Here is a 13,208-nt window from a genome sequence, read left to right as displayed (position 1 = left end):
GGAGTGGTGGGAGTGGAGGGAGTGAGTGGGCGGCGGGTCGCGCGGGCGCAGGGGCCGTCCGTCCTCGGGGCGCAGCGCCGCAACCTCTGGTTCTGGGTGTTCGTCGGGCCGTTCGCGATCGGGCTGGGGCTGTTCACGTACGTGCCGCTGGCCTGGAGCGTTTACCTCAGCTTCTTCGACGCGCACAACACCGTGACCCCGACGGACTTCGTCGGACTGGGCAATTACGGCACGATGCTGACCGATGACGCCTTCCTGGGCAGCCTGGGGACGTTTGTCCTGTTCACGGCGTTCATCGTGCCGGCGACATACGCGCTCTCGCTCGCACTCGCGCTGATGGTCAACCGTCTGCGGTTCGCCCAGGCGTTCTTCCGGTCGGTGTTCTTCCTGCCGACCGCGTGCTCGTACGTCGTCGCCGCGCTGATCTGGAAGCTGTCGCTCTTCAACGGGGTGCGGTTCGGGCTGGCCAACACCGTGCTGGGGTGGTTCGGCGCGGACCAGACGGCCTGGCTGTCCACCACCGATCCGCCCTGGTACTGGCTGGTGATCGTGACCGTACGGCTGTGGTTGCAGGCCGGGTTCTACATGATTTTGTTCCTGGCGGGGCTGCAACGGATCTCGCCGCGGTTGTACGAGGCGGCGGCGGTGGACGGGGCCCGGCCCGGCTGGCAGGTTTTCCGATACGTCACCTTTCCGCAGCTTCGGGCCACGTCCGTCGCCGTGGTCCTGCTGCTGGTGATCAACGCGTTCCAGGCGTTCGACGAGTTCTACAACCTGCTGAGTGACGCGCGGGGGTATCCGCCGTACGCCCGGCCGCCGTTGGTCTACCTCTACTACACCGCGCTCGGGCGCGAGCAGAACCTCGGACTCGGTAGCGCCGGCGCGGTCATCCTGGCGCTGATCATCGCGGTGGCGACCGTCGCCCAGGCCCGCTGGCTCGGCCTCGGCCGCAAGGAGGAGTGAGGGAACGATGAGGAGGGGGTACGGGGAGCGCGGAGAACGAAGAGAACGAAGAGAACGAAGAGAGCCAAGAGGGGCAAGAGGGCGACGAGGACGGACAGTGCGACGGGTCGGTACGGTGCAGGACGGGCTGATCCGGGCCGGGCGCGCGCTGCGGGTGGTTCTGCTCGTCGCGCTCGCGCTGCTCTTCCTCATCCCGTTCTATCTGCTGGTACGCAACGGGCTGGCCACCGAGCAGGACATCACCGCGCCCGACTGGACGTTCTTTCCGCGCGAGCTGAAGTGGTCGAATCTGGCCGAGGTCTTCCACGACCCGAGCCTGCCGCTGGCGCGGTCGCTGCTCAACTCCGCGGTGATCGCGGTGTCGACGACCGTGGGGACGGTGGTGCTCGCCTCGCTCGCCGGGTACGGCCTGGCCCGTATCCCCTACCGGCACGCCAATGTCGTCTTCTACGCGATCCTGGGGACGCTCATGGTCCCGGCGGCGGTGACGTTCGTGCCCAGCTTTGTGCTGGTGTCCTCGCTCGGGTGGATCTCGACGCTGCGCGGGTTGATCATTCCGACGCTGTTCAGCGCGTTCGCCTGCTTCGTCTTTCGGCAGTACTTCCTGGGCTTTCCCCAGGAGTTGGAGGACGCGGCGCGGGTCGACGGGCTCGGCTACTGGCGGACGTACTGGCGCATCGTCGTGCCCAACGCCCGGCCGGTCTTCGCGGCGGTGGGCACCATCGTCTTCATCGGCGCCTGGAACGCGTTCTTGTGGCCGCTGGTGATCGGCCAGGATCAGGAGGCGTGGACGGTGCAGGTGGCGCTGTCCACGTTCACCACGGCGCAGAACGTCAACCTGCACGAACTCTTCGTCGCCGCGGCCGTTTCGATCGCTCCGCTGGTGGTCGTCTTCCTGCTGCTCCAGCGGTACATCGTCGCGGGGGTGGAGCGTAGCGGCATTGACGACTAGCGCAGCGGCATTGGCGACTGACGACGCCGCGGGGCGGGGCGGGTGCGGGGAGCGCCCTCTCCGGCCGCGCCGTCCCGGTGCCACCCCGGATCCCCACCACCCCCTGGCCTCCCCCTCACCCCCTGGCCTCCGCCGGAGTCACCCCCGGGGCCTCCGCCGGTCGTGCCCCGCGCAGCAGGGCCGCGCCCAGCGGGGTGAGGGTGTGCAGGACCGCGTTGCCCTGCCGGAGGGTGACCAGGAGTCCGGCGTCGCGGAGTACGGTCGCGTGCTGGCTGGCGGAGGCGAGGGAGACGTCCACGCGGCGGGCGAGTTCGCTGGTGGTGCAGCCGACGCCGATGCCCTGCAGTATCGCGGAGCGGGTCTGGCCGACGAGCCGGCCCAGCGAGCGTTCGGGCGGGGGCGGCGGCGTGAGCCGGGGCGCCTGGTGCTCGACGGGGTAGACCAGTACGGGCGTCAGGTCCGGGTTGTGGAACGTCACGGGAGTACGGCGGCAAAAGTAGGACGGCAGCAACAACAGGCCGCGGCCGCCGAGGTGGAGGTCCCGGTCCACCGGGTAGTCCGCCTCCAGGACGGGTGGCCGCCAGCGCATCATCGGCGGCAGCGAGGCGAGGAGCCGGTCGGCGCCGCCGTCGAGGAGCGCCCGGCCGCGGGTGGCCCGGTCGGCCTCGATGCGGCCCTGGACGCGTGGCCAGTAGGGCTCGACGGCCGCCTCGTAGTACCGCCGGAGCATGCCGGCGAGGCGCCCGAGCTGACGCGTCTCGCCGTCGGCCATCGCCCGTAGCCACGACGGCAGGGGCCGGGCGGTCGAGAGCCGGGAAAGCTCGTCGTGCAGCCGGATGGCGGGCGTCTCGCGCAGTGCGGACAGCGCGTCGTCCAGCCCGAGGAGTCCCTCGGCGGGCGTCAGGAAATCGGGAAAGTAGCCGCGGGTGGGTACGAGCGGAGCCAGCAGCCGCGTTTCGCCATTCAACCTTCCGCGCGTTTCCGCCCGCCATTTCCCGAACGCCGCCTCGTCGCGCCTGTCGCGCAGACGGTGAAAACTTAAAACGGTCTCCCACAGTGCGTCAGGGCGTGCAGCAATCCGCACGCGGGCCAGATCGAGTCCACTGAAATGGACGCGTAACACCGATCCCCCACTCTTGTTTCCTCAGTCGGCCCCCGGCACGCCTGAGTATGCATGCCAACACGCGCGGTCACCATGCCCTTTTGGCCAGAGTTGAAACGGGTCGCGCCACGGGGGGCGCGCGAGGAATGCTGTACTCAATTCAACGGCGGTGCGAACGGAACGGATTGCTCGATCCCGTGGGGGGTGATGGGCAGTTAACCGGCCGCTCGGCAGTTCCGTTGAAGGCCGCCTTCCCGCGCCGACTGGGGTGGCGGCAACTCCCGAGGGGGGAGTCCGGAGAAAAGCGAGGGCGGCACCTCCGCACAGGTGCCGCCCTCGTTGGGGTTCCGGAGCCCGTCGGCGAGGCTGAGGGTTGGGTACCAGGCCGCCGGCTCCGGGTGGTTTCAGGGGCAGGAGGGCGTGCGGCGCACACCTGCCCGGGTCATGCTCAGCGGCTGTCGCTCCCGAGGGACTCGGCCGCCGCGCGGCCCGCCTCCAGGCGCGCGACCGGGATGCGGAACGGCGAGCAGGAGACGTAGTCCAGGCCCACCTCGTGGAAGAAGTGCACCGACTCCGGGTCGCCGCCGTGCTCTCCGCACACACCGAGCTTGAGGTCGGGGCGCGTGGCGCGGCCGGCCTCGGCGGCGCTGCGGACCAGGGAGCCCACGCCGTCCTTGTCGATGGTCTCGAACGGGCTGACGCCGAAGATGCCCTTCTCCAGGTACGCGGTGAAGAAGCTGGCCTCCACGTCGTCCCGGGAGAAGCCCCACACGGTCTGGGTGAGGTCGTTGGTGCCGAAGGAGAAGAAGTCGGCGGACTCGGCGATCTGCCCGGCCGTCAGCGCGGCACGGGGCAGCTCGATCATCGTGCCGAGGGTGAGCTTGAGGCTGACGCCGCGGGCCTTTTCGACCTCGGCGATGACCTGCTCGGCCTCCTCGCGGACGATCTCCAGCTCCTGGACGGTGCCCACCAGCGGAATCATGATCTCCGCGCGGGGGTCGCCCTTGGCGTTCTTGCGTTCGGCCGCGGCCTCGGCGATGGCCCGTACCTGCATCGCGAACAGGCCGGGGATGACCAGGCCGAGGCGTACACCGCGCAGGCCCAGCATCGGGTTCTGCTCGTGCAGCTTGTGCACGGCCTGGAGGAGGCGCAGGTCGTTCTCGTTGGCGTCCTTGCGGGCCTCCGCGAGCGCGACGCGGACCGACAGCTCGGTGATGTCGGGCAGGAACTCGTGCAGCGGCGGGTCCAGCAGCCGCACCGTCACCGGCAGCCCGTCCATCGCCTCGAAAAGCTCGGTGAAGTCGGCCTTCTGGAGCGGCAGCAGGTCTTCGAGGGCGGCGTCCCGGTCGGCCTCGGTGTCGGCCAGGATGAGGCGCTCGACCATCTCGCGGCGCTCGCCGAGGAACATGTGCTCGGTGCGGCACAGGCCGATGCCCTGCGCGCCGAAGCGGCGGGCGCGGGCGGCGTCCTCGGCGTTGTCGGCGTTGGCCCGTACGCGCAGCCGGCGCACCCGGTCCGCGTACGCCATGATCCGGTGGACGGCCTTGACCAGCTCGTCGGCGTCGTCGGCGCCGGCGTGCATGCGGCCCTCGAAGTACTCCACGACCGGGGACGGTACGACCGGCACCTGGCCGGCGTAGACCTTGCCGGTCGAGCCGTCGATGGAGACGACGTCGCCTTCCTCGATGACGGTGCCGTCCTTGGTGGTCATCCGGCGCCGCTTGGTGTCGACCTCCAGCTCCTCGGCGCCGCAGACACAGGTCTTGCCCATGCCGCGGGCGACGACGGCGGCGTGCGAGGTCTTGCCGCCGCGGGAGGTGAGGATGCCCTCGGCGGCGATCATGCCGTTGAGGTCGTCGGGGTTGGTCTCGCGGCGGATGAGGATGACCTTCTCGCCGGACCGGGACCACTTGACGGCGGTGTAGGAGTCGAAGACGGCCTTGCCGACCGCGGCGCCGGGCGACGCGGCGATGCCGCGGCCGATCATCTCGGACTTCGCGTCGAGGTCGAAGCGGGGGAACATGAGCTGCGCGAGCTGCGCGCCGTTGACCCGCTGGAGGGCCTCGGCCTCGTCGATCAGGCCCTGGTCGACGAGCTGGGTGGCGATCCGGAAGGCGGCACCGGCGGTGCGCTTGCCGACACGGGTCTGGAGCATCCACAGCTTGCCGCGCTCGATGGTGAACTCGATGTCGCACAGGTCCTTGTAGTGCGTTTCGAGCGTTTCCATGATCTGCATCAGCTCGTCGTACGACGCCTTGTCGATGCCTTCGAGGTCGGCGAGCGGCACGGTGTTGCGGATACCGGCGACGACGTCCTCGCCCTGCGCGTTCTGGAGGTAGTCGCCGTAGACGCCCTGGTGACCGCTGGCCGGGTCGCGGGTGAAGGCGACGCCGGTGCCGGAGTCGGGGCCGAGGTTCCCGAAGACCATGGAGCAGACGTTGACCGCGGTGCCCAGGTCGCCGGGGATGCGCTCCTGGCGGCGGTAGAGCTTGGCGCGGTCGGTGTTCCAGGAGTCGAAGACCGCGCGGACGGCGAGGTCCATCTGCTCGCGGGGCTCCTGGGGGAAGTCGCGGCCGGTCTCCTTGGCGACGATCTCCTTGAACTGGTCGACGAGCGCGCGCAGATCGGCGGCGTCCAGGTCGACGTCGACGGTGACGCCCTTGGCCTGCTTGGCTTCTTCGAGGGCTTCCTCGAAGAGCTCGCCGTCGACGTCCAGGACGGTCTTGCCGAACATCTGGATGAGGCGGCGGTAGGAGTCCCACGCGAACCGCTCGTCGCCGGCCTGCGCCGCGAGGCCGGAAACCGACGCGTCGGAGAGGCCGATGTTGAGGACGGTGTCCATCATGCCGGGCATGGAGAACTTCGCCCCGGAGCGCACCGATACGAGCAGCGGGTCGTCGGCCTGGCCGAGCTTCTTGCCCATCTTCTGCTCAAGGGCGTCGAGGTGCTCGGAGACCTCGGCACGCAGTGCCGCCGGTTCCGTGCCGCTGTCGAGGTAGACCTTGCAGGCTTCGGTGGTGATGGTGAAGCCGGGAGGGACGGGAAGCCCCAGGTTGGTCATCTCGGCGAGGTTCGCGCCCTTGCCACCGAGGAGGTCCTTGAGGTCTCTGTTGCCCTCGGTGAAGTCGTAGACGAACTTCGTGGACGAAGGCTGGCTTACGTGGGGATCTTGTGTTTCCGGCACGGGACTGACTCCTCGCCGACGGGCTGCCCTGACGGCGAGGAACATACCCAGATCGAAGGCACATGGGTACGTCCACTTGGTCGACATGTGTGCGTAACCAGCCGTCCGCCAGCAGATCGAAAGTGATCTCACTCGAAGAGGTGAGTTCATTACCTGAATGCATCACTCCGCTACGCAATCGGAGGACGGCCGCTGTGCTACGCAGCGCCACGCATGGCTTGATCATTCGAACGAATGACGCGTGGCACCCGGTGCCATCATTGGAGAGGTGGAGTCCCGCCCCAAACGCTCATCTGAGCGCGACCCCTATCAGGGGTGGCGAGAATCACGCGCTCGGGCGCCCGCCGATCCCATCATCCGGACCCGCTTCCGGACGATCGCCGGACACCCGGGGAGGACGTCGCCGGGGTGGTGAAAGGGCGCGCCAGGGGTGGTGAGGGGGCACGCCGTACGGAGAGCCTGGAAAACGCGCCCAACAGGGCCCGGGGCGACCCGTTCGGGAGCCGCCGAGCGTCCGGATCCGGCCAATCGTTTTCGGGCGCGCGGAACACCGCACGGACGGCCGGGGTCGTATACCGCCCGACCGCGCCCCGGCCCCGGTCGGCCCCGGCGGCGAGCCCCCCAAAGGCCCTCAAGCGCCCGCGCGCACCCGTGAGTGCCCGCGCGCACCGGCAAGCTCTCAGCCGCCCGACGTGTCCAGTTCCGCGTCCGCGTCCACGCCCGCGCAGTCGTAGGGGTCCTCCAGCCAGCCGTCCGGCAGGACGACCCGGTTGCGGCCCGACGTGCGCCCGCGCGGGCCGTCCGCGCCCTCGGGCCACGGCTGGTCCTGGTCCACCTCCGACAGCAGGGCGTCCAGCTCGTCGAGCGAGGAGGTGACCGCCAGGCTGCGGCGCATCTCGGACCCGATGGAAAAGCCCTTGGTGTACCAGGCGACGTGCTTACGGAAGTCGATCACGCCGCGCGTCTCGTCGCCGATCCACTCACCGAGCAGCGTCGCGTGGCGCACCATCACCGCCGCGACCTCCTTGAAGACCGGTCGGGAGTACGTCCCCGTGCCCTCGAAGGCGGCGACCAGATCGCCGAACAGCCACGGCCGCCCCAGGCAGCCGCGCCCCACGACGACGCCGTCGCAGCCGGTCCGGCGCATCATCCGCAGCGCGTCGTCCGCCGACCAGATGTCGCCGTTGCCGAGCACCGGGATCTCCGGCACGTGCTCCTTCAGGCGCGCGATGGCGTCCCAGTCGGCCGTGCCGCCGTAGTGCTGGGCGGCGGTCCGGCCGTGCAGCGCGATCGCCGTGATGCCCTCCTGGGCCGCGATCCGGCCCGCGTCGAGGTAGGTGAGGTGATCGTCGTCGATGCCCTTGCGCATCTTCATCGTCACGGGCAGGTCGCCGGCGTTGGCCACCGCCTCGCGCAGGATGGAGCGCAGCAGGTTCCGCTTGTAGGGGAGCGCGGAGCCGCCGCCCTTGCGGGTGACCTTGGGGACCGGGCAGCCGAAGTTCAGGTCGATGTGGTCGGCGAGGTCCTCCTCGGCGATCATGCGGGCGGCCTTGCCGACGGTGTCCGGGTCGACGCCGTACAACTGGATCGAGCGCGGCTTCTCGGTCGCGTCGAAGTGGATCAGTTGCATGGTCTTCTCGTTGCGCTCGACCAGCGCCCGCGTCGTGATCATCTCGCTGACGAACAGGCCCTTGCCGCCGCTGAACTCCCGGCACAGCGTCCGGAACGGGGCGTTGGTGATCCCGGCCATCGGCGCGAGCACGACGGGCGGCTGCACCGCGTGCGGACCGATCTTCAGCAAAGTCATGGGAGAGGTTCCTTCGACGGGTCGGGGCGGGCGGCGACCGCCGGGCGAGCGGGCGTCGCGACCTCCCATTGTCCCGCACCGCGCGACCGGCCCCGTCCGGCTGCTGCCGGGGGCACCGCCCTGGGCGTCAGCGGGCCCCTCCGGGCGGGTATGGCGGCCGCCGTGGCGCCGAGGGAGCGGTCGTGGCTCACCCCCCGGCCCGGGGCTCCTCCCCCAGGCGCTGCAACCGCTCCAGCCGTTCATGGGACGCCTCGTCCACAGGGGTGTAGACCAGCGCCTTGGGGCCGGGGTTGGGGCCCGTCCACAAGCTGGCCGGGGAGAGCTGGAGGATGCCCACCCGGGGGTGCCGGAACACCTTCGTGTCGCTGACCGGGCGGACGACCTCATGGCGCGCCCAGATCTCCCGGAACTCCGCCGACGCCTCCGAAAGCCGCGCCACCAGCGCCTTCCAGGCCGGCTCGGCGACATGCTCGGCCATCGACGCCCGGAACTTGGCGGCCATGATCCGCACCGTGGCGTCCCGGTCCACCACACGTGCCCGCCACTGGGGATCGGTGAACGCCAGCCACATGCAGTTGCGGTCCTCTTCGGGCACCGCGTCCAGGTCGCACATCAGGCTCCCGTAGGCGGTGTTGTAGGCGAGGATGTCGAACCGGCTGTTCTGGACGAGGGCGGGGAACGGCGAGAGCTGGTGCAGGATCTGCCGCAACGCCCGGGGCACGCCGGTGCATTCGGTGCCCGGCAGCGGGTCGACGGCGCCGGCCAGGGAGAAGAGATGGCTGCGCTCGGCCCGGTCCAGGAGCAGCGCGCGGGCGACGGCGTCGAGGACCTGCGGCGATACGTGGATGTCCCGGGCCTGTTCGAGCCACGTGTACCAGGTGACGCCGACCGCGGCGAGCTGCGCCACCTCCTCACGGCGCAGTCCCGGCGTACGGCGGCGGGTGCCGCGGGGCAGTCCGACCTGCTCGGGCGTGATCCGCTCGCGCCGGCTGCGCAGGAAGGCGGCGAGTTCGGCACGCCGAACGGCGTCGGCGCCGTCGCCGTCGTTGGCGCGCGGGGCGGTCCTGCCGGGGGATACGGCAGGCTGGGGCGGGCTCACGTCCACGGTCATGCCCCCAGGGTGCCGGAGCGGCAAGCCCGTTGCCAGGTAGAGCGGGTACCAGGATAAGAAGACTCTGGTACCAGCCTGAGAGACCGGCGATCGTCTTTCCCGTGAGCGATACCCGAGCACCGAGCACCGTCCCAGCGGCTGCCCCCGAGGCCCTGCCCGCCTCCCCGACCACTTCCGCACCGCCCCTGTCGGCCACCACCGCCCTGACCCCGCTCGGCCTGCTGACCGTGCTGCTCGGCGCGGCCCTGCCGATGATCGACTTCTTCATCGTCAACGTCGCGCTGCCGACCATCGACCACGACCTGCACGCCGGCCCCGCGATGCTGGAGATGGTGGTGGCGGGCTACGGCGTCGCGTACGCCATGCTGCTCGTCCTCGGCGGCCGGCTCGGCGACATGATCGGTCGCCGCCGGCTGTTCCTGTGGGGCCTGGCCGCCTTCGGGGTGACCTCGCTCGCCTGCGGCCTGGCCCCCGGCCCCTGGACGCTGGTGGCCGCCCGGGTCGCCCAGGGAGCCGCGGCCGCCCTGCTGCTACCGCAGGCGCTGGCCACCATCCAGGCCACGACCACCGGCAAGCGGCGCGCCAAGGCGGTCAGCCTCTATGGCGGCACGGCCGGTGTGTCCAGCGCCGTCGGCCAGGTGCTCGGCGGCCTGCTGGTCTCCGCGGACCTGGGCGGCACGGGCTGGCGCGCGGTCTTCCTGGTGAACGTGCCGATCGCCGCGGCGGCCTGGCTACTGACCGCCCGTACGGTCCCCGAGACCCGTTCACCGCGTCCGTCCCGCGTGGACGGGCCCGGCACCGCGCTGCTGGCCGTCACCCTGATCACTCTGCTGCTGCCGCTGACGGAGGGGCGGGCGGCCGGCTGGCCCCTGTGGTCCTGGCTGCTGCTGGCCGGATTCCCGTTCGCGGCCGCCGCGTTCGTCCTGGTCGAGCGGCGCGCCGAACGCGCGGGCCGCACGGCGCTGGTCCCGCCCTCCCTGCTGCGCATCCCGTCCGTACACAGCGGTCTGTCCATGATCGTGCCGTTCTCGGTGGGCTTCGGCGGCTTCATGTTCGTGGTGGCCGTCGCCCTCCAGGACGGCCTGCGCTACGGGCCGTTCGCGGCGGGTCTGGCCCTGGCGCCCCTGTGCGTCACCTTCTTCTTCGCCTCGCTGGCCGGCCCCCGGTTGGTGCTGCGTTTCGGGCGGCGTGTGGTCCTGGCGGGCTCGCTCATCCAGGCGACGGGGCTGGTCGCGCTGGCGCTGACCATCCGCGCGGGCTGGCCCGGGCTTTCGGTGGCCGGCCTCGCCCCGAGCATGGCGATCCTGGGGCTGGGGCAGGGCATGGTGCTGCCGGTGCTGATGCGCATCGTGCTGAGCGAGTTGCCGGCGACGCAGGCCGGGGTGGGCGGCGGCGTCATGGTCACCACCCAGCAGTCCGGACTGGCACTGGGCGTCGCCACCCTCGGCACGCTCTTCCTGGCGCTGGTGCCCTCCGTCGGCATCCGCGACGCGCTCCTGGCCGCCCTGCTGACGCAACTGGCTCTCGTGCTGGCCACGACGGCGCTCGGCCTCCGCCTCCCCCGCGCGCTGCGCTGAACCGCTCACTCCGGCCGGGCCGGGCCGGGGCCGGTTACCCGGCCAGTGCGTCCATGGCGGCCGAAGCTCGGCCGCCATGGGTGCCGTGGAGGTGGAGGGCCCAGGCCAGGCAGCCGAAGGCGGCGGTGTGCGCCAGGGCGCGTACGACGTTCCAGGTCACCCAGCGACCTTCGAAGCTTGCCCGGGCGGCCTTGAGGTGGTCACCGTGGCCGACGGTGCCGGCCTTGGCGAGCGCGTCGTTCAGGGGGACGTTGACCCCGCCCGTGATCAGGAACGCCACCAGATACAGCACGAGTGCGGCGACGATCCACGGGAGGGCCACCCGGCCCTGGCCGCGCCAGGCCAGGACCGTCGCCAGGACGAGGAGAGGGAGGGGCAGCAGGAAGGGGAGCAGGAACCAGCCGTTGACGATGGCGCTGTTGATGTTCTGCATGGCCTGGACGAACGTGCGGTCCTCCGACCGGCCGAGGCCGGGCATCACCGCGTAGGCGAACGCGGCGAACAGGCCGGCCATGAGGCCCGCGGTGAGGGTCGCGGCCAGGAGTGTGGCGGTTTGCAGGGCTCTCATCGCCCTCCCTTTCCGGTGCGGTGACGCGGGCCGTGGTGCGAGGGGGGACGTTTTTCAGGTGCTGGACGGTTGCGTCCACTCCACGAACTGGACGACGACGCCGTTGGGGTCGGTGACCTGGAAGAGCCGCTCGCCCCACGGCTCTTCGCGGAGCGGCATCGTGAGGGCGACGCCCGCGTCGGTCAGCCGCCGCTGGACGGCTTCCAGGCCGGTGACGGTGAACGCCAGGATGAGGCCGGTGGCGCGCTGGTCGCGCTGGTCGGCCGGCAGCACCTCTATGCCCCGGCGCAGCAGGACCAGGTCAACCGCCGCGTCCGGGCGGGAAAGCGAGACGAACCCGTCGGCGGCGGCCACCTCTTCGTAGCCGAGGTGCGTGGTGAAGAAGGCCCGGGAGGCGGCGATGTCCTCGACGGTGAGCGAGACGGCGGAGGCGGTGATCTGCAAGGGGGCTCCTGTGAAGCGGCGCGGTGTGGTGAGGCGGTGCGGGGGCGGTGTGGTCACGACTGAGGTGCGTGGCCCCTTGTCGGGATCTTCCCTCGGAGTATTTTTATGACGGGCGTAAATTTAGACCGAGCGCATGGAGGCCGTCAAGAGATTTTTGCTACGGATGTAAGATTGCGCCATGACTATCGAGATGATGGGACTCCGGGAGTCCAAGAAGCGGGAGACGCGGCAGCTCATCTCCGACCAGGCGACCCGGCTGTTCGTCGAGCGAGGCTTCGAGCGGACGACGATCGCGGAGATCGCCACGGCGGCCCGGGTCGCGAAGAAGACGGTCACCAACTACTTCCCCCGCAAGGAGGATCTGGCCCTCGACCACCACGAGGAGTTCGTCGCGAGCCTGGCGCTCACGGTCGCCGACCGCGCGGCGGGCGAGTCGGCGCTGGCGGCGCTGCGCCGCGCGTTCCTGGCCGCCGTCGGCAGTCAGGATCCGGTGGCGGGATTCGCGGGCCGGGAGTTCTCCCGCATGGTCTTCGACAGCCCCACCCTGACCGCCCGTCTGCGCGAACTGCACGACCAGCGCGAGGAGGCCCTGGCGGAGGTTCTCGCCGACGCCACGGGCGTCACCTCCGACACCATCACGCCCCGGACGGCCGCCGCCCTCCTGGGCACCGCGCACCGGGTCCTCTTCCAGCGCATCCAGGAACTCACCCTCGCCGGCCGGGCCAACGCCGAGATCGCCGACGCCGTCGGGGCCGAGGCGACCGTCGTCTTCGATCTGCTGGAGCCCGCACTCGCCGACTACGCCGTCGCCTGACGGCGAACGGCGAACGGCGAACGGAGGACGACGAACAGCGAACGGCTAACCCCCCACCCCCAGAAACCGCAGCACCGCCAGCACCCGTCGGTGGTCCGCGTCCGCCCTCGGCAGGTCCAGTTTGGCGAGGATGTTGTTGATGTGCTTGGCCACCGCGCTTTCGCTGACGACGAGTTGGGCGGCGATCCCGGCGTTGGAACGGCCCTCGGCCATCAGGGCGAGCACCTCGCGTTCGCGGGCGGTGAGGCGTTCGAGGGGGTCGCTCGCGCGACGCACCAGGAGCTGGGCGACGACCTGCGGGTCCAGGGCCGTGCCGCCGGCCGCCACCCGGCGCAGGGCCTCGACGAACTCCTCCACGTCGGCGACGCGTTGTTTGAGCAGGTAGCCGACCCCGCTGGTGTTCGTCGCGATGAGGTCGGCCGCGTACCGCTCCTCGACGTACTGCGACAGCAGCAGCACCGCCGTGCCGGGCCACTGCCGGCGGATCGCCAGGGCGGCGCGTACCCCCTCGTCGGTGAAGCCGGGCGGCATGCGGACATCCACCACCGCGATGTCGGGCCGGTGTTCCTCGACGGCCGCGAGGAGCCCCTGCGCGTCGCCCGCCTCGGCCGCCACCTCGAAGCCGGCCATCTCCAGCACCTTGACCAGCCCGATCCGCAGCAGCACGGAGTCCTCGGCGATCACGG

The 13,208-nt window shown here is 70.8% G+C and carries 11 protein-coding genes; 4 read left to right on the top strand and 7 right to left on the bottom strand.

Annotation, left to right across the window (positions count from 1 at the left end; translation table 11 throughout):
• Positions 1 to 12 precede the first annotated feature (12 nt).
• Positions 13 to 963 carry a carbohydrate ABC transporter permease gene (locus ACZ45Z_RS06205; protein WP_468357402.1) on the top strand — a complete coding sequence of 317 codons (951 nt, stop codon included), beginning with the start codon at positions 13 to 15 and terminating at the stop codon, positions 961 to 963.
• A gap of 115 nt (positions 964 to 1,078) precedes the next feature.
• Positions 1,079 to 1,915, top strand: coding sequence for a carbohydrate ABC transporter permease (locus tag ACZ45Z_RS06200; protein ID WP_468357399.1), 837 nt, complete (start codon positions 1,079 to 1,081; stop codon positions 1,913 to 1,915).
• A gap of 115 nt (positions 1,916 to 2,030) precedes the next feature.
• On the opposite strand, the gene ACZ45Z_RS06195 is transcribed toward ACZ45Z_RS06200, so the two are convergent.
• From ACZ45Z_RS06195 to ACZ45Z_RS06180, 4 genes are all read right to left on the bottom strand, one after another.
• Positions 2,031 to 2,882: an ArsR/SmtB family transcription factor gene (locus ACZ45Z_RS06195; RefSeq protein ID WP_468356844.1), complete on the bottom strand. Its 852-nt coding sequence runs from the start codon at positions 2,880 to 2,882 to the stop codon at positions 2,031 to 2,033.
• A gap of 583 nt (positions 2,883 to 3,465) precedes the next feature.
• The gene (gene ppdK, locus ACZ45Z_RS06190; protein WP_468356841.1) at positions 3,466 to 6,201 is read right to left on the bottom strand and encodes a pyruvate, phosphate dikinase; all 2,736 of its coding nucleotides are present in this window, start codon (positions 6,199 to 6,201) and stop codon (positions 3,466 to 3,468) included.
• A gap of 679 nt (positions 6,202 to 6,880) precedes the next feature.
• Positions 6,881 to 8,008, bottom strand: coding sequence for a tRNA dihydrouridine synthase DusB (dusB, locus tag ACZ45Z_RS06185; protein WP_468356838.1), 1,128 nt, complete (start codon positions 8,006 to 8,008; stop codon positions 6,881 to 6,883).
• A 187-nt stretch (positions 8,009 to 8,195) separates the two neighbouring features.
• A complete protein-coding gene (locus tag ACZ45Z_RS06180; RefSeq protein WP_468356835.1) occupies positions 8,196 to 9,119 on the bottom strand; it encodes a helix-turn-helix transcriptional regulator in 924 nt (307 codons plus the stop codon).
• 101 nt (positions 9,120 to 9,220) lie between these two features.
• On the opposite strand from ACZ45Z_RS06180, the gene ACZ45Z_RS06175 reads away from it, so the two are divergent.
• Positions 9,221 to 10,696: an MFS transporter gene (locus tag ACZ45Z_RS06175; RefSeq protein ID WP_468356832.1), complete on the top strand. Its 1,476-nt coding sequence runs from the start codon at positions 9,221 to 9,223 to the stop codon at positions 10,694 to 10,696.
• Between the two features lie 34 nt (positions 10,697 to 10,730).
• Here the strand turns inward: ACZ45Z_RS06175 and ACZ45Z_RS06170 are convergent, their stop codons facing one another.
• Positions 10,731 to 11,264 carry an anthrone oxygenase family protein gene (locus ACZ45Z_RS06170; protein ID WP_468356829.1) on the bottom strand — a complete coding sequence of 178 codons (534 nt, stop codon included), beginning with the start codon at positions 11,262 to 11,264 and terminating at the stop codon, positions 10,731 to 10,733.
• Positions 11,265 to 11,318: 54 nt separating this feature from the next.
• Positions 11,319 to 11,708 carry a VOC family protein gene (locus tag ACZ45Z_RS06165; RefSeq protein WP_468356826.1) on the bottom strand — a complete coding sequence of 130 codons (390 nt, stop codon included), beginning with the start codon at positions 11,706 to 11,708 and terminating at the stop codon, positions 11,319 to 11,321.
• 178 nt (positions 11,709 to 11,886) lie between these two features.
• Here ACZ45Z_RS06165 and ACZ45Z_RS06160 point away from each other — a divergent pair, with 178 nt between their 5' ends.
• Positions 11,887 to 12,522, top strand: coding sequence for a TetR/AcrR family transcriptional regulator (locus ACZ45Z_RS06160; protein ID WP_468356823.1), 636 nt, complete (start codon positions 11,887 to 11,889; stop codon positions 12,520 to 12,522).
• A 45-nt stretch (positions 12,523 to 12,567) separates the two neighbouring features.
• Here ACZ45Z_RS06160 and ACZ45Z_RS06155 read toward each other — a convergent pair whose 3' ends face one another.
• On the bottom strand, positions 12,568 to 13,206 hold the full coding sequence (locus ACZ45Z_RS06155) for a response regulator (protein ID WP_468357396.1): 639 nt from the start codon (positions 13,204 to 13,206) through the stop codon (positions 12,568 to 12,570).
• Positions 13,207 to 13,208: the final 2 nt, after the last annotated feature.

Source organism: Streptomyces sp. NPDC031210, assembly GCF_055570395.1.
The sequence above is the reverse complement of the archived record's forward strand: the minus strand, read 5'-3'. Positions and strand labels throughout refer to the sequence as shown.